This window comes from Streptacidiphilus jeojiensis (assembly GCF_042510965.1).
Taxonomy (GTDB): Bacteria; Actinomycetota; Actinomycetes; order Streptomycetales; family Streptomycetaceae; genus Streptacidiphilus; species Streptacidiphilus jeojiensis.
Genome location: NZ_JBEUKS010000012.1, coordinates 215267 through 232096, shown reverse-complemented (window position 1 = coordinate 232096; position 16830 = coordinate 215267). Strand labels below are relative to the sequence as shown.

The following is a 16830-nucleotide window of genomic DNA, read 5'->3' as shown; positions in this document are numbered from 1 at the left end:
GTCGGATGCCGGCTGAGGGCTGACAGGTGGTGACAGCCGGCATCCGACTACTCAGGCGACGGCGATGTCGTCGGCCGAGTAGGCGCTCTGGCCGTACCACCCGTGGATGTAGAGGGTGACCGAGGTGGACGAGCCAGTGGTGAAGGTGACGGTCAGCTTCTGCCAGCTGGAGCCGGGACTGGCCCAGGTACTGGCCGTGGCCCCGCCGCTGACGCCCAGGTAGACGTAGTTGCCCTGGATCCACCCGGTAAGGGTGTAGGCCGTGTTGGCCTTGAGCGTCAGCGTCTGCTGGCACTGGGCGGTGTCACTGGACGTCGGCGTCGCCGTGAGGGCGTGGCTGCCGCTGTGGACGGTGCTGCTCTGGACGGTGGCGCTGCCCGCTGCGGAGCAGGTCCAGGGGGACAGCGAGCCGGTCTCGAAGCCGCCGTTGACGACTGCTCCGCCGGTGGGCGGCGCGGTGGTCGGCGGAGCCGTGGTGGGCGGCGCCGTGGTGGGCGGGGCGGTGGTGGGAGGCGCGGTGGTCGGCGGAGCCGTGGTGGGCGGGGCCGTGGTCGGCGGCGCGGTGGTCGGCGGGGCCGTCGTCGGCGGGGCCGGGCAGCTGGACGCCGAGCCGTTGGTGTCGGCCACGGTGTCGTTGAAGAGCGTCGCCGCCGGGTCCAGGTCGTACATCGAGAACATCATGGTTCCGCCCAGGCCGTTGCAGTGCAGGTAGTTGGCGGTGGCCTGGATGGACTGGGCGTCCTCACCGCTCCAGAAGTTGCTGCCGTCGTAGAAGTAGGCGGCCTGCGCGGTCGGGTCCCAGAAGGTGTCGGCCGCGTTGTCGACCACCCCGGTCAGCTCCTTGTACATCCGCACACCCGCGACGTTGCCGGAGTCGGCTGCGCCGGTCGCCGGACCGGTCGCGGTCTGGAACAGGCCGTGGTTGCTGCCGGCCGGCACCCCGGTCCAGCCCCGGTAGTAGAACGGGATGCCCAGGGTCAGCTTGCCCGGTGGGAAGCCGCCGGTGATGCCGTACTGGGAGTCGCCGACGGTGTAGGCCTTCACCGCCTCGTCCACCGAGTACTTGGCGGTGCCGGGGGCGATCGGGGTCATCGGGTCGTTCGGCCCGGAGTAGAGCGGCGCCTGGTGGTTGGTGGGCCCGGTGGGCTCCCAGCCGCCGTGCATGTCGTAGGTCATGGCGTCGCCGAAGGTCAGGTACTGGCCGATCTTGTTGGTCTCGATGCTCTGGATCTTGTCCTGGCCGGACGGCAGGGCGGCGCTGAGGGCGTAGGTCTTGCCGTCGGCCGCGCCCTGGGTGTTGAGCTCGCTGCGGAACTCCGCCAGCAGCGCGGTGAAGTCGGCCTTGTCCGCGGTGCTGGAGTGGTTGCCGGTGTGGCCGCCGCCGCCCGGGTACTCCCAGTCGATGTCGAAGCCGTCGAAGATGCCCTTGCCGGTGCCGGCCCCGCCGTAGCCGTTCTGCGAGGGCAGGTTGCCCTTGATGAACATGTCGATGCAGGAGGACACCAGGGCCTTGCGGGAGGCGTCGGTCGCCGCGGCGTCGGAGAAGTACTTGGAGTAGGTCCAACCGCCGATCGACAGCAGGATCTTGAGGTTGGGGTTCTTCGCCTTGAGCTCCTGGAGCTGGTGGAAGTTGCCCACGATCGGCATGTTGTAGGCGTCCGAGGTGCCGTCGACGCTGATGCTGGAGTCGTAGGACTTGCCGTAGTCGGCGAAGGAGTCGCCCGCGCCGTCACCGGCGTTGGGGTTGGTCTCGTCCTGCGAGGCGGCCGAGTTGGCCTCGAAGCAGGTGTGCGAGGTCGGGTCGATGTTCTCGAAGTCGTAGATCAGGTAGTCGAGTTTGGGCGCGATGCCCTCGGTCTGCAGGTTCTTGGGATAGAAGGTGTTCTGGTAGATCGACCACTGGTCGAAGTACCCGATCTTCAGACCGCCGCTGGTGGCCGCGGCGCCGGTGGTATTGGTCGCCGGGGCCACCGTGGCGGCCCCGGCCGAGGTGGCCAGCAGCGAGGCGGACAGTCCGACCAGGGCTGCCGCGACGGTGGCGACGGTCATGCCGAGCCCCCGTGGACCACGGCGCGGCCGGTCGGGACCGCGTGTGGACTGCTGCACGGGCTGCCGCATGGAACGGCGCATGGACTGGTGCATGGTGCGTCCTCCCGAAGTGGGGGATGAGGGGGACGTGAGCGCATGCGCATGCGTTGGGCAGGTACCTGCCACTCAATGTGGTACAGACCAATCACTCCGTCAAGGGTCTGGACCAATAAGGTGACTGACTGCCGGTTATGATCAGATCGTCGGCCCTACAGTGGCCGAGAGCGGTCCCGTACGGACAAGGGTGGTCGGCGATGACCGATAGCGCGTCGGGGTGGATGAGCACAGCCGTGCGTCTTGAGCCGATCCAGCCGGTGGACCTGCGGACCGACCGTCCGCAGTCGGCACGGATGTACGACTTCCTGCTCGGCGGGAAGACCAACTTCCCGGTGGACCGCGCGGTCGCCGAGCAGGCGCTGGCCGCCTACCCCGGGCTGCGCACGGTGACCCGGATGAACCGGGCCTTCATGCGGATCGCGGTGGAGTTCCTGGCCAGGCAGGGGATCACCCAGTTCCTGGACATCGGCACCGGCATCCCGACCACGCCCAATGTGCACGAGATCGCCCAGGGCATCCACCCGGACGCCCGCATCGTCTACACCGACAACGACCCGATCGTGCTCGCCCACGCCCGTGCGCTGCTCACCGGGACCACCGGCGAGGGCCGGGTGGACTACATCGAGGCGGACCTGCGGCAGCCGCAGCAGATCCTCGGCCACAGCTGCCTGACCGGCGAGCATCCGGCGCTCGACCTGGACCGCCCGGTCGCACTGCAGCTGATCTCGGTGCTGCACTTCGTCCCGGACCAGGACGAACCGTACGCCCTGGTCCGGGAGTTGCTGAAGCCGCTGGCCCCCGGCAGCTACCTGGTGCTGTCGCACGCCACCGCCGACAGCAACCCGGAGGCGGTCAACCGGGGCGCGGACACCTACCGCGCGGCGGGCGTCCGCTTCCAGACCCGCGACCGCGCCGAGGTCGAGGCCTTCGCGGACGGCCTGGAGCTGCTCGCCCCCGGCGTCGCCACGCCCACCACCTGGTGGCCCGCCTTCGCCGGGGACGCCGAACTCCCCTACGCCGACGACCCGGCCGTCGACGACGCCTACCTGCTGATCGCCCGCAAGCCCTGATCCCCGGGGTTCAGCTCAGCGCACTCGGCCGCGCGGCTTCAGCGGCAGGTCGGGAAGGGCCGGGGCGGGGATGGGGGCGCCGTCGTAGCCGTGCACCTCGCCGAAGCGGGAGCCGGTCATCCAGGCCTCGCGGGCCTCGGCGATCTCGTCGCCGCTGCGGGCCACGAAGTTCCACCACATCTTCATTTGCTGACATTTCCGCAGGTCAGAGGAATATCCAGCTGCTCAAGTCAGCAAAAGTCAGCATCTCGCCGGATCTGTCGAGGCCGGGAATCTCCGCGTTTGGGCCGTTAGGTCCGCCTGCATGCTGAAGACGAGTAGCAACCGTACGGCTGCAACCCGCCAGTTGGACGATACCGAGACGCAACTGGGCTTCCTTGATTGGGAACTGGGGCGTGCCTTACGGATCTCGCCCTCAGCACCTGAAGGAGGCCGGTCCGACTCCCGTGCTGCAAAGCCCCGCGTGCTGCCCACGATCCTCTACGTCGCCTCAGCTTGCCGGCCCGAGCCCCTCCGGGAGGGCGGCCACCATGAGGGCGACGGCTTCCTCCGGCGTCTCGGTGCGTGCGACCAACTCGCTGTCTTTCCGCAACCCGTAAAACCCATCGTCGTAGGGGCAGATGACGTACCCGACCCGACCCTTCCAGAATTCCTCGACACTGGTGGAGAACCAGAGGTTGAAGTGGCTGTTGACCGGCATCAGCACGCGCAGCACCGGCTGGGCGTACGCCGCCGCCAGCAGGGCGTGGGCACGCGGGTGCCGGTCGTAGGGCGGCATGTGGATACGGTCGAGCTTGGCCCACCACGTCAACTCGACGGCACCGAATGGCTCCCGCTCGTGGGTGAGGGCCCAGGGCCTGAACCGGACGAACGAGGCGCCCGCCCGGGTCTCCTCAAGCCCCGCGCCGCCCGTCCACGCCGCCGTCGCCCTGGCAACCTTGGTCAGGTCCGTGGTCCACCCACAGGCCAGGCGCGTGCCGTTGTCCTGAAGGTTCACTTGGAAGGTCTGCCGCCCCTCGTCGGGCGGGTAGACCATCACGCGCCGGCCGCTCCCCGCGTCGACGTACTCCGCGAGGCGACCCCACTTCCTGTCCGACTCGGGCAGGGCGAGCCCGAGTTCCTCGGCCGTACGCCTCAACACAGCCCGGAGGACCCCGCCATCGTCCCAGCCACCCTCGTTCTGCCCCGCCCCGAAGCTCATCACGCCAGTCTGCCCGAATCACCCCCGCCCAGCCCACAACCTGTCAGGTGCGTCGCCAGCGAGCCGCAGCTAGAAAAGGCGCGTTTCGATGGGGCCCGCATTGCTGATCTCGGTTGGAATAGGGACGCCGAGTTGGATGGCCGTAGGAGTGTAAAGGTCTGCTGCGATCTCGGGGGTGGCCATTGAAATCAGTAGGGCGTACGGGGCAAGGCGGCCAACGCGGTCGGCACTGTTGTGGTATTTCCACCATCCGCCAGCGGGGTAGACGGCAAGTACTCCACAGTCGGCAAGCTCACGCGCGCTGCCGCGCCACACATCTGAATGTAGGGAGCCGCGGTCACGGTTGGTGGGCCCCAGGAGCCAGTCCCTATCGGTGTCGAACGGCTTGCCAGTGGTACGAGAGTCGTCCTCGGCTTGGGCGTTGATGGCGATGCGCTGTTCGAAGGCAGCGACTGATTCGTTGGGGCCCTTGAGGGCGAACCGCAAGCGGTGCGAGGCGTACGTGTGTTGGCCGAACATTCCTCGCCGGCCGGGATTGGGCTCGACGAAGTAGGACAAGGTGACGCGCAGTTTGACCTTCGCCGCATGGAGATCCAGCAACTGTTCCCGGGGCCAAGGCAGTTCGTGGAGTTTCAGTTCACCCAGGCGGACCTGCTTGCCATCTCGGATGAAGGGCTTCAGTTCGTCCTGAACGATCAAGGTCACGGCGCTCGCGGTACTCGCGAGGACCCGGTCCTCGGTGGGCACCCCCCAGCCATAGCGGCGCAGGACAGTGCGGGCGAGTTGTTGGGCGCTGATCTTGCGACGGTCATTGCGGTTGTAGACGCCTTCGAGCATGGCCGGGGTCCACTCGGCTTCGTGAACGAGCAGGCCGCGGACGGCTTCTGGGCGGAGCTGGGGATAACGAGCGTAGGCGAGAGCAGCAAGGCGTGCTGCTTGCGCGGTGGCAGGACTGGTGGCCGACATGGTGGTGAGCAAGCGCCCGTGGTAGGTGCGATCTGTAGTAGTCAGGTTGACGGAGGGGTGTTCGACGACCCAGGTTCGGGCCTCGTCGATGAGGAGGTTGCCACCCTCCATGACCAAGTCGGGCTTGGTCGGGGCTGCTTCGCTGAAGGCAACTGAGGTACGGCTGTGCGGCGACAGTTGACCTCTGGCCGCGATCGGCTGGTATCCCTCATGGCCTGAGTCGGTGGGTACGTGGTCAACGTCGGTGTGAGCTCCGACGGTGAGTACGTTCCAGGCCTGTGCAGGGTCCTCAATGCGCGAGGTGTCGCACAGCCCGAAATGGTCGATGGCGCCACTATCGGGGTTGATGAGGTCGGCTGGTTGATGGTCGCGGACGTTACCAGCTGATACGAGAATCAGGCGGGCCTGATCGGGGTCGGGCGGTCCTAGAAGGTCGATGCGCTCGTCGGTGACGTTAATGTCGGTGCCGGCAGCCATGGCGTCCAACGCGGCGGACCACAGCGTGGCTGTGCCATCAGTACCATTGATTCCGTTTCCGGATTCGAGGGTTACTGCCATGGCAAAGACTCGGGTGCGAGGTTCGTCGGGGGCTGCTGTCTCGGCGGTAGTGATGGCTACTGCCGTGACTTCACCATTGGGGCGACGATGCTCTCTGCCCGGACGCGGAAGAATCTTCACCGACTCCAGATGATGGCTCAGCTGCACCACGCTGTTTGAGGCCAGTTCTCGGTCGAGGGTGTCGCCGAACAGAGAGAGGCCGCCCATTTGCGTGCCATGGCCGCGGTTGTCGTCGGGACCTTCAGCAGTCAAGGCGCTGTGGGCACCGATGATGCAAGCCCGCAGCAGGGGATGCTGCTGATCGATGCCGGTATCCAAAAGAGTGACGGCGGGCGCACCAGATGCAGCCGGACGCATCCGGTCTGCGAGGTCGGTTACCAACTCGCGATGCAGCTCTCGCAGTGGAGGGCTGTGGAGATCCTCGGCGAAGGTGGGCTTGCGGATCTCGGACGGGCATGCGTTGGTGCGCAAGACCTGAGCAAGCTGGCGGCGGGTGGTGCTGATCTGGGCAACACGGAACTGTCCAATGCCCATGGTGCGCGGCAGCATGGTCCAACTGTGGGCCTCAGCGAGCGCTCGAAGGGTGGCGACCTGATCAGCCGAGGTCAGTGCGTCGTCGAGCCATAGCTCCCACCATGCCTGTGTATCCATGTCCGGGAGCGGCTGATCCTCTTGCCATAGGTTCTCGATCGTAGCCTGTTCGATCTGCTCGATGTTGGCGACCAGTGCGTTGTTTTTGGGTTTGCCACCGGGGGTACTTTGGGTAAATTCGTCAATCTTCTTCAGCAGCGTGGTGACAGCGCCTTCTGGGATCCACACAACCGCGTCTTGCGGACGATCGTCGGTGGCAGGGCGCACGCTCATCAGAGAGAGGCCGGAGCTGTCCAGTGAGTCGAGCTTGAGCTCATGGTTGGGCGAAGCTTCAACGCGTACCGCGAAGCCGTCAGCTCGCAGCCGGGGATCCACAGAGGCACCAGCGGTGTGGGCCGCTTGCTGCACCGTGGAGAGTTCGTCGTGGAGCCGTTGAGCGTGCCCTGCCCGATTGCCGGAGCGATCAACGGGGGTGCCACCACCACCCCCCTTGGGGGGCCGTGGGATGAGGGTTCGCGCGGCCCACGGGACGAAGAGATGCGAAGCGCTTGGCGCGGGGCCCTCAGGCATGACGCAGGGAATGCCTTTCGTTCAATGCGTTCCTCAGGTGTTCCGCGTCGATCATGTCATTCCCCCCGAGAATCGCCCGTTTGGCCGCCGACTCGGCCGCCTTGACCAGTTCCGCATGGCTCAGTCGATCCGTGAGAGCAGCCAGGTCAGACCACGCTACAGCTGCGGTATCCATCGCGGAGAGCCTTCGCTGAAGAACCTCGATCGCCTGCTCGGCCGAAGGTGGTGCGTACATGATCGCTAGATCGAAGCGACGAAAGAGTGCACCGTCGAGCAATTGGCCATGATTGGTGGCGGCAACCACCAACGACTCCGGAGGCGCTTGATCCAAGAAAAGAAGAAAAGAATTCAGAATACGGCGAGCCTCGCCGACGTCATTTCCTGCGGCCCGATCAGCACCCAGGGCATCGAATTCATCGAAGAGATAAACGGCCCTTGTCTCGGCCGCGGCTTCGAAGACCAACCTAAGCTTCGAGGCCGTCTCGCCCATGAATCGGCTGATCAAGCCATCCAGTCGGATTGTGAACAAGGGCAGGCCCAGCTCTCCGGCCAGCACCGCTGCCGTCATGCTTTTCCCGGTCCCAGGCGGACCAGACAGGAGAACTCGATGCACGGGCGTGAAACCGAATTTCTCCAGTTGTCCGCGCTGCCGCTGCTCGTGCAAGACCTTTTCCAACAGCGCATTTGGACCCTCGGCGAGCGTCATATCCGAAAGGCGGACATCGGGGTAATCAGCGCTTAGCAAGCTCCCAAGTTCGCCGCGAGGTTGCACAACCGGCGTCGGTGCGGCGCGGCGAGTAATTCTCTGACCACGAGATGAGTCGATCAACTCGCGAAGTTCAACAGCAAGTCTCCCATGCCCTTGTCGAGCCGACTTGGCCGCTACCTGTAGCGCGATGCTGTAGAACTGGTCGTCGTCCCCTGCGGCATGCGCACTGAGCAAGGCTTTCAGGTGGTCGGCGCTCGCGGTCATGGTCTGCGCCTCCTTCGGCGACTCGTGCTGTCAAGCTAGCGGCGGCCTCCGACAACCGCACCCGAGCATCTCATGCAGAGGGGTATCCCATCGTAGTTCTTCCCCTACCGCCCGAGTTTCCTCCTCGGCCTCGCGCCATGACTCAGACGAATGACAGCTCCGAAGAGCCTGGCGGCACGCCAGTTACCTGATACCCCGTCAGCCAGGTCAGCAAAAGGTCAGCATCCGTCTTGGCAGACCCGGTCAAACAAGGTCACGAACTGCCGCACTGCCGTCCTGAGAGCCCCCGGGCCTGTAGCGCTCCCACTGCACGACTACGGAGGCCGTCGCCCATCCCAGAGTCGCCCTGGATGCGGGCGACCAGGTCCTGGTAAATACACAGGTCAGCGCACTCGCCCTCGGGGTTTCAGGGGCACTGGGGGCAATGTGGGAGCAGGGATCGGTGCGCCGTCGTAGCCATGCACTGTGCCGAAACGATCACCGTTCATCCAGTCCTCGCGGGCCTGGGTGATATCGTCTTGGGTCCTGGCCACGAAGTTCCACCACATCACCAGCTTCTCCTCGAACGGCTCGCCGCCGAGCAGCAGCAGGCCGCTGTCGGCCGCGGCGCGCAGCGGCAGCTCGCGGCGTCCGCAGCCCAGGTAGAGCATCGAGCCGCGCTGCACCGGCACCCCGTCCACCTCGGCGTCGCCCGACATCACCAGCACCGCGTACTCGAAGTCGGGCTGCAGCGGCAGTCGCACCGAGGCGCCGGCGGCCAGCGTGAGGTCGGCGCCGACCAGCGGCGAGTAGGTCCGGCCCGGCGAGCGGGCGCCGTCGAGCTCGCCCATGATCACGGTGGCGTGCAGCCCGGGCGCGGTGACCTCGGGCAGCACCGGGTGGTGCTCGAAGTGCGGCTCGGTGTGCCGGTCCGCGTCGGGGAGGGCCACCCAGAGCTGCGCGCCGTGCAGCAGCGGGGAGTGCGGGGACGGGGACTGCTCGGAGTGCGCGATGGCCCGACCCGCCGTCATCAGCCCCAGCTCGCGCGGCCGGACGGTGGCCAGGCTGCCGAGGCTGTCCCGGTGCTGCACCTCGCCGTCGTGCAGCCAGCTGACGGTCTGCAGGCCGATGTGCGGGTGCGGGGCCACCTGCATCCCCGGCTCGCTGGCGATGTCGTCGGGCCCGTAGTGGTCCACGAAGCACCAGGCGCCGACCATCCGCCGGCCCAGGTTCGGCAGCAGTCGCCGCACCACGGTGCTGCCGCCCAGCGGCACCTGCCGGCCCGTCAGCAGCTCGTGCACCGGCTCCGCCGCAACGTCCTCACGCCCACCGCACACCCGCGCCTGCGGCGCGGTCTCCAGGTTGCTCATACCATCGCACCTTAGCCGGAACGGCGGGCCAGCCAACGCAGGCTCTCCCGTTCGGGCTCTCCCATGACCAGGGCGGCACCGGGCTGCTCGCGCAGCGCCTGCATCGCATGGAGCACGTCGGCGAAGGGCTGGATGGCCAGCGCGTCCGCCACCTGGTCGGCCTCCGCACCCTGCGCGGAACCGAGCTGGTGGTGGATGTCGCGCAGCATGGACCGGCAGCGGACGAAGGCCGCCGCCCTCCCGTCCACCAGCGCCCTCCGGTTCAGGCCGAAGACGTCGATGGTGACCGCGCCCTTCTCCGAACGCGGCCGGTACTCCCCGGACCGCAGCACCAGTTGGAGGTGGTCCGCCGGATCCTCCTGGGTGGGATCGACCAGGAGGCAGTCGCCGGAGGCGTCCACGGGGAAGCGGTCGCGCTTGTGGTTGCTGTTGCAGTGCGTGCAGGCCAGCAGGTGGTTGACCCAGACGAACGCCTTCAGCGGGTTCCGGGCCAGCGGCTCGAAGTGGTCGATGGACGCACCGTGGCTGTCCCCGCAGTACATGCACCGCTGGACACCGGGAGCCATCCGCTCCAGCGCCTCGCGCAACTGCCTGCGTAACGCGGCCGCCCCCGACCAGGCCCGGCGCGCCTGCTCGGCGGTGGCACCGCTGCGGACCAGGGCGGCGGTGCGCGACACCAGCCGGCGGTCCAGCCGCTCCTCCAGGGCCGGCCTCCCCAGTGGGATCATCAGCGCCGGGCCAGGCGGGCGGACACCTCGATCACCCGGGCGCTGAGCGAGCTGTTGAGCTTGCTGCTCAGTTCCTCGTACTCGGCGAGCTCCGCCTCGGAGGCCGCGCCGTTGAGCACCCGGCCCTCCAGATCGCCGATCCGCCGGCGCGCCCGCTCGGCCACGGCGGAGTACGGGCTCTCCAGCCCGAACAGCTCGGAGAGCACGGCGTCGTCCCCGCTCCCGTAGACCACCCGGCTGTAGAGGTCGTCGTCGACGACCTCCGGAGCGGCGTCCTCGTCCGGCGCAGCCAGGCGGATCAGGCCGCCGGGGTCCGCCGCCTGGCAGACGTAGGGGCTGTGGGTGGTGACGATGAACTGGATCCGGGGGAAGTGCGTCCTCAGCCAGTCACCGACCCGCTGCTGCCAGGTGACGTGCAGATGCGCGTCGACCTCGTCGATGAGCACCACCCCGGCCCTGGGGACGACCACCCGCCCGTCCTTGCGCTCCACCACCGGTTCGGCCGGGTGCAGCGGGCCGAGCGTGTCCCAGACCAGGTTGACCACCATGGCGACGGCCGTCCGGTAGCCGTCGCTCATCTCCTGCAGCGCGAACTCCCGCCCGCCGCGCTCGACCCACAGACCTTGCGAGTCGACCCGGGAGACCCGGAACCCGTCCGGGAGCAGTCCGTCGCCGAGCAGGGCCAGCACCGCGTCGATGATCTCGGCCGAGCCCGCCCGCCCCTCCAGGCTGCGGTGGTGCTCACCGACCAGCCAGGCCACCCCTTCGGCGAGGGCGGCGTCGTTGTCGAAGAGGGTGGCGAAGGTGGCGGCGTCCTGCCCGCCGTCCCTGGCCAGGCGCCGGAACGGACCGTAGCCGACGAACATCCCGTCGGTCAGGCTGTCCCACTCCGGGTCGGCGATCGCGACGCGCACCGGTTTCCGGCCCCGGCCGCCGGTGGACCGCAGGGTGAGCCTGCGGTTCCAGACCGGCTGCGGAGGGCGCTTGCCGGAACGGCTCCTGGCGTCGACCCAGACGCACTCGGTGCGGATCTCCCCGTGCCCGGCCCCGTCCGCCGGCCTGCCGCTGCCGGGCCTGCCGCCCAGCAGGAACTCGATGTCGTCCGGGTCGGCGTCCATGGTCAGCCGGATCCGGCTGGGCGTCGCCGTCGGCCACGCGTGCAGGTCGGGGGCGAGCGGATAGGCCACGGACGGGGTGCACAGAGCTATTGCGAGCGCCTTGAGCAGGGTCGACTTCCCGGAACCGTTGCGGCCGGCCAGAACCGTCCAGCCGGCGTGGGTCCCATCGGGGCGGGTGAGCACCAGATCGACCGAGCGGGCTCCGTGGAACCCGCGGATCCCGTCGATCTGGACTCTCGACACGTACACCCGTGGTCTCCCCTTCCGTGCCGCCGGCCGTCACGGGCCGCTGTGACGAGACTAGCCGGACCGGCAGCGCGACGAGCGTCCCGCGGCGCCGGGTCCTAGGTCTGCGGCGGCTGGTCGTGCACGCCCGCCGCGGCGTCGGCCTCGGCGGCGATCAGTGCGGCCCGGACGTCCTCGTCCACGTGCTGGCGGGTCTTCAGGTAGCCGACCGTGGTGTTGGTGACGGCGACCAGGGGGACGGCGACCACCGCGCCGCCGATGCCGCCGATCACCGATCCGATGGTCACCGACAGCACCACCGCGATGGGGTGCACCCGGACCGCGCGGCCCAGGATCAGCGGCTGCAGCAGGTGGCCCTCGATCTGCTGCACCGCCAGCAGCACCGCCAGCACCATCGCCGCGGTGAACACCCCGTTGGTCACCAGCCCGATCAGCACCGCGACGGTGCCGGTGACCAGGGCCCCGACCAGCGGGACGAAGGCACCGAGGAAGATCAGCACCGAGATCGGCAGGGCCAGCGGCACCCCGAGCAGATAGATGCCGATGCCGATCGACGCCGAGTCGATGAACGCCACCAGCACCGTGCCCCGGACGTAGGCGGTCAGCGTGGACCAGGCCCGCGGCCCGGCCCCGGCCATCCCGCGCCGGGCGCTCGGCGGGAACAGCCGCAGCAGCCAGCCCCAGATCCGCTCGCCGTCGTAGATCAGGAAGAAGGTGCAGAACGCCGCGAGGAACACCCCGGTCAGGATCTCGATCACGATGCCGACGGTGGAGAAGCCGAAGGAGGTGATCTGGTCGCTGTTGGTGCCGATCGCCTTGGACAGCTGCCCCGCGAACTCGTTGATCTGCTTGTCGGTCAGATGCATCGGCCCGTGGGTGAGCCAGGTGCGGATCTGCGAGATGCCGTTCTGGACCTTGCCGGTGACCTCGTTGAGGTTGGTGGTCACCTGCCAGCCGACGAACCAGCCGACCAGGCCGATGCCGATCAGGCCCCCGATGAAGGTCATCGCGGCGGCCAGCCCCCTGGGCACCCCGTGCCGCCGCAGCCAGGCCACGGTGGGCTGCAGCAGCGCGCTGATCAGCAGCGCCGCGATGAAGGCGAAGGCGACGATGCGCAGCGTCTGGACCACGCGGAACAGCACGTAGACGCCGGCGCCGACGATCAGCAGCCGCCACATCAGCTCGGCGGTGACCCTGAGCGACCAGGGCACGGCCTCGGTCGGGCTGCTGGGCCTGGCGGGATAGTGCGACAGGCCGTTCTCCACCGCGGGGAGGGCCGGGACCGGCGGCGGGTCGTTACGGTGTTCGGCGACCTTGACGTCGGCCTCGACCTCGCGGCGCCGGTGCTCCAGCCGCGAGGCGATCCGTGAGAGCAGCGACGCCCCCCAAGCCACCGGTCCGCTGTGCTGCTCGCCTGGCATCGCCGCCCCGCCCCCTTCACACCCGATAGCCCCGTGAACCAGATGAAGTCCGCGCCCCGAACGCTACCCGGTGCTCACAGCGGTCACCGGGGCGGCCCACCGGAAAGCTGAGCCGGTCATCCTTCGACAGCTGATCGGAAAATCCGGTCATTCTTGGCTTTATGGGTTTAGCCGGACAGGGATCGGGGGACGACCAGCATCAAGGCCGCTCCGCACACGGCGGCCGTTCCGTGGGAGATGTATCGAAGCCCCCGATCGGACAGGGATCGGGGGCTTCAACATGTCCGCGCGGCCGCGCTCTGCACGGCCTCGGGGCTACTCGTCAGTACGACTGGTGGACCTGCCAGTAGGCCCAGGCGTCGCACGGGCTGCCGTAGCGCGAGTCCATGTAGCTCAGGCCCCACTTGATCTGGGTCGCCGGGTTGGTGCGCCAGTCCGATCCCGCCGAGGCCATCTTGCTCCCCGGCAGGGCCTGGACCAGGCCGTACGCGCCGGAGCTGGCGTTGGTGGCGGTGTAGTCCCAGCCGCTCTCGCGCTCGACGATGTTGCTGAAGCAGGTGAACTGCGAGGCCGGGACGATCGACTGGGCTATCGCCTGCGACGAACCGGCGGTGTAGGTCTTGGTGACGGCCTCGCGGGCGGCGGCACGGCTGGCCGCGGCCTCCGCGTCGGCGCGGGCCTTGGCGGCCTTCGCAGCGGCGGCGGCCTTGTCCGCGTCGGACTTGGCCTTGGCGACCTGGGCGGCCTTGATCCGGGCGGCTTCGGCGGCGGCCTTCTGCGCGGCTGCGGTGGCGGACGCCTGCTGGGCGTCGGCCTGCATGGCGATGTTCTCGCTCACCGTCTGGGCCTGCTCGCCGGACGGGATCTCGGCGAGAAGAGTGGATCCTGCGACATCGGCTGTCTGAACGGTGGGCTTGGTGTCGCCGGAGGCGACGCCGACCACGGCTCCGACGGCAGTGACGGCGGTGGCGGAGGCCACAGCCACACCCCGAACCGAAATCCGGTTCACACGGTTTCCTTCCAGCGTCGTCCGTGTGGTGACCGCACGGACGAACCCCACCCCTGACGCTGGCCTCCCCGCTGCGATGGTCACGGGAGACACGGGCCCGGAGCGCCTCGAAGGGAACGGGGCGCCAACGAACTCGGGCGGCGTACGACCGGACTTTTCACTCTGACGAGTGGTCAGTCCTGTCCCACGCGGGGCCTGACAGAACCCACACCTTGCCCGACTCGGACGGCCCGGCGCAATTCCCGGTTGCGTGGTGAAGCTCACATGGCGGATGGGGCAGGAAGTTCGGCCGAACCCCTGTGGGACAGCTGGTGCCATGGTTACGATCGGACAACTTTGCCTCCGCGCCGAACCACAACAAGGGGCGCGAGGAACTGCGCGCCCGGCCATGCACTCCCGTGCACCACCCGACGGACAGCACCCCGCGCCCCGGCACAGGCCTCAGCTGTGGATGTCCTCCAGCAACTCCGTGACCAACGCGGCGATCGGCGACCTCTCCGACCGGTTCAAGGTCACATGTGCGAACAGCGGATGCCCCTTCAGCTTCTCCACCACCGCGACGACCCCGTCGTACCGCCCCACCCGCAGGTTGTCCCGCTGCGCCACGTCGTGGGTGAGCACCACCCGCGACCCCTGGCCGATCCGGGACAGCACCGTCAGCAGGACGTTCCGCTCCAGCGACTGCGCCTCGTCCACGATCACGAAGGCGTCGTGCAGCGAGCGCCCGCGGATGTGGGTGAGCGGGAGGACCTCCAGCATCCCCCGGGACAGCACCTCCTCGATCACGTCCGGCGTGGTCACCGCGGAGAGGGTGTCGAAGACCGCCTGGGCCCAGGGGCTCATCTTCTCCGACTCGGAACCGGGCAGGTATCCCAGTTCCTGCCCGCCCACCGCGTACAGCGGCCGGAAGACCATCACCTTGCGGTGCTGCCGGCGCTCCAGCACGGCGTCCAGCCCGGCGCACAGCGCCAGCGCCGACTTGCCGGTGCCGGCCCGTCCGCCCATCGAGATGATGCCGATGTCCGGGTCCTGGAGCAGGTCCAGCGCGATCCGCTGCTCCGCGCTGCGGCCGCGCAGCCCGAAGACGTCGCGGTCCCCGCGCACCAGGCGCACCCTGCCGTCCGGCGTGACCCGTCCCAGGGCCTTGCCGCGCTCCGAGGTCAGCACCAGGCCGGTGTGCACCGGCAGCTCGCGCACCTCGGGGATGTCGACGGTGTCGGCGCTCCCGGCCTCGAACAGGGCGTCGACCTGTTCGCCGGAGACTGCCTGCTCGTGCATACCGGTCCAGCCGGAGGTGATCGCCAGTTCGGCGCGGTACTCCTCCGCGAGCAGGCCGACCGAGCTGGCCTTGACCCGCATCGGCAGGTCCTTGGAGACGACGGTGACGTCGTAGCCCTCGGCCTGCAGATTGCGGGCGACCGCCAGGATGCGGCTGTCGCTGTCCCCGAGCCGGTAGCCGGCCGGGAGGACGGACGGATCGGTGTGGTTCAGCTCGACCCGGATCGTTCCGCCGACGTCGCCCACGGGAATGGGGGCGTCGAGCCGTCCGTAGCGGACCCGGTAGTCGTCCAGCAGGCGCAGCGCCTGGCGGGCGAAGTAGCCGAGTTCCGGGTGGTGCCGCTTGGCCTCCAACTCCGTGACCACGACCACGGGGAGCACGACCTCGTGCTCCTCGAATCGCGTCATCGCGTTCGGGTCGGCCAGCAGAACGCTGGTGTCGAGGACGTACGTGCGCCGGTCTTGCTCACTCCGGCGGCTCTTGGAGCTGACCACAGGGCCTCCCGGGCGGACGACCTGCTGTCATCCGCGGTTCGCCGGACCCTCGGGCCCCGATGGCCGAGGTCACGGTCTGACCCGGTTATTCCCCGGCTCGCCCGAACCCATGCCGATGGAAACGAACTGACGCCCCATCGTCATCAGCCGTTCTTCGGCTGTTGGACAAGGAACCGGACCGCGGGTCAGCCGCCGAAGCGGCGCTGGCGGTTGGCGTAGTCGCGCAGCGCCCGGAGGAAGTCGACCTTGCGGAAGGCCGGCCAGTAGGCCTCGCAGAAGTAGAACTCGGAGTGCGCGCTCTGCCAGAGCAGGAAGCCGGACAGCCGCTGCTCGCCGGAGGTGCGGATGACCAGGTCGGGGTCGGGCTGGCCGCTGGTGTAGAGGTGGCGGGCGATGTGCTCGACGTCGATCATCTCGGCCAGCTGTTCGACCGAGGTGCCGAGTGCGGCCTGCTCCTGCAGCAGTTTGCGGACCGCGTCGGCGATCTCGTGCCGGCCGCCGTATCCGACGGCGACGTTGACGAGTATCCCGGTGTGGTGCGCGGTGGCCTGCTCGGCCTCCTTGAGCACGGCTGCGGTGCCGGTCGGCAGCAGGTCCAGGGCACCGACCGGGTGGACCCGCCAGTGGCCGGTGGCAGCGAGGTCGCGCACCGCCTGCTCGATGATGCCGAGCAGCGGGACCAGCTCCTCCTTGGGCCGGCTGAGGTTGTCGGTGGACAGCATCCACAGGGTGACCACCTCGACGCCGACCTCCTCGCACCAGCTGAGGAAGTCCGGGATCTTGTCGGCGCCGCTCTGGTGCCCGTCCACGGTGGACATCCCGGCGGCGCGGGCCCAGCGGCGGTTCCCGTCGAGCATCACCCCGACGTGGCGCGGCACCGCGGTGCGGTCCAGGTGGGCCTCGACCCGGCGGCCGTAGAGCCCGTAGGTCAGCTTGCGGAGTACCGGTGTGCGGCGGATGACCAGCCCGAGGTCCATGGTTGTTGCGCCCCTCTACTGCGACCCTCCGGTCGGCTGCGACCTTCCGGGCAGGCGGGCGTCAGCAGCAGCCCGTCCCCGGGGGGTCACCATACTCCCGGCACCTGAGCGTCATGGAATCGTGCCGGTGGGATC

General features: G+C 68.6%; 12 protein-coding genes and 1 pseudogene. 1 reads left to right on the top strand and 12 read right to left on the bottom strand.

The window, feature by feature from the left end; translation table 11 throughout:
- Positions 1-51: 51 nt before the first annotated feature.
- On the bottom strand, positions 52-2049 hold the full coding sequence (locus tag ABUW04_RS29880) for a glycosyl hydrolase family 18 protein (RefSeq protein WP_380567561.1): 1998 nt from the start codon (positions 2047-2049) through the stop codon (positions 52-54).
- A 329-nt stretch (positions 2050-2378) separates the two neighbouring features.
- On the opposite strand from ABUW04_RS29880, the gene ABUW04_RS29875 reads away from it, so the two are divergent.
- A complete protein-coding gene (locus ABUW04_RS29875; RefSeq protein WP_380567559.1) occupies positions 2379-3215 on the top strand; it encodes an SAM-dependent methyltransferase in 837 nt (278 codons plus the stop codon).
- Between the two features lie 15 nt (positions 3216-3230).
- Here the strand turns inward: ABUW04_RS29875 and ABUW04_RS29870 are convergent.
- The 11 genes and pseudogenes from ABUW04_RS29870 to ABUW04_RS29820 all read right to left on the bottom strand — a co-directional run.
- A pseudogene (locus tag ABUW04_RS29870) lies at positions 3231-3407 on the bottom strand (pirin family protein); the annotation flags it as partial.
- 298 nt (positions 3408-3705) lie between these two features.
- Positions 3706-4416 carry a DUF6193 family natural product biosynthesis protein gene (locus tag ABUW04_RS29865; RefSeq protein ID WP_380567557.1) on the bottom strand — a complete coding sequence of 237 codons (711 nt, stop codon included), beginning with the start codon at positions 4414-4416 and terminating at the stop codon, positions 3706-3708.
- Between the two features lie 69 nt (positions 4417-4485).
- On the bottom strand, positions 4486-6906 hold the full coding sequence (locus tag ABUW04_RS29860; RefSeq protein ID WP_380567555.1) for a S8 family peptidase: 2421 nt from the start codon (positions 6904-6906) through the stop codon (positions 4486-4488).
- A gap of 187 nt (positions 6907-7093) precedes the next feature.
- Positions 7094-8074: an AAA family ATPase gene (locus ABUW04_RS29855; protein WP_380567553.1), complete on the bottom strand. Its 981-nt coding sequence runs from the start codon at positions 8072-8074 to the stop codon at positions 7094-7096.
- A 383-nt stretch (positions 8075-8457) separates the two neighbouring features.
- A complete protein-coding gene (locus ABUW04_RS29850) occupies positions 8458-9423 on the bottom strand; it encodes a pirin family protein (RefSeq protein ID WP_380567551.1) in 966 nt (321 codons plus the stop codon).
- Between the two features lie 11 nt (positions 9424-9434).
- Positions 9435-10151: an HNH endonuclease gene (locus tag ABUW04_RS29845; protein ID WP_380567550.1), complete on the bottom strand. Its 717-nt coding sequence runs from the start codon at positions 10149-10151 to the stop codon at positions 9435-9437.
- The gene (locus ABUW04_RS29840) at positions 10151-11518 is read right to left on the bottom strand and encodes an AAA family ATPase (protein ID WP_380567548.1); all 1368 of its coding nucleotides are present in this window, start codon (positions 11516-11518) and stop codon (positions 10151-10153) included. Before ABUW04_RS29840 ends, ABUW04_RS29845 begins: the two co-directional genes overlap by 1 nt.
- Positions 11519-11613: 95 nt before the next feature.
- Positions 11614-12936 (bottom strand): AI-2E family transporter, encoded by a 1323-nt coding sequence (locus ABUW04_RS29835; protein WP_380567545.1) that lies wholly within the window; start codon positions 12934-12936, stop codon positions 11614-11616.
- Positions 12937-13258: 322 nt separating this feature from the next.
- Positions 13259-13945, bottom strand: coding sequence for an aggregation-promoting factor C-terminal-like domain-containing protein (locus ABUW04_RS29830; RefSeq protein ID WP_449341758.1), 687 nt, complete (start codon positions 13943-13945; stop codon positions 13259-13261).
- A gap of 441 nt (positions 13946-14386) precedes the next feature.
- A complete protein-coding gene (locus tag ABUW04_RS29825; protein ID WP_030257839.1) occupies positions 14387-15718 on the bottom strand; it encodes a PhoH family protein in 1332 nt (443 codons plus the stop codon).
- Between the two features lie 185 nt (positions 15719-15903).
- A complete protein-coding gene (locus ABUW04_RS29820; RefSeq protein ID WP_380567541.1) occupies positions 15904-16695 on the bottom strand; it encodes an isoprenyl transferase in 792 nt (263 codons plus the stop codon).
- Between the last annotated feature and the right edge of the window lie 135 nt (positions 16696-16830).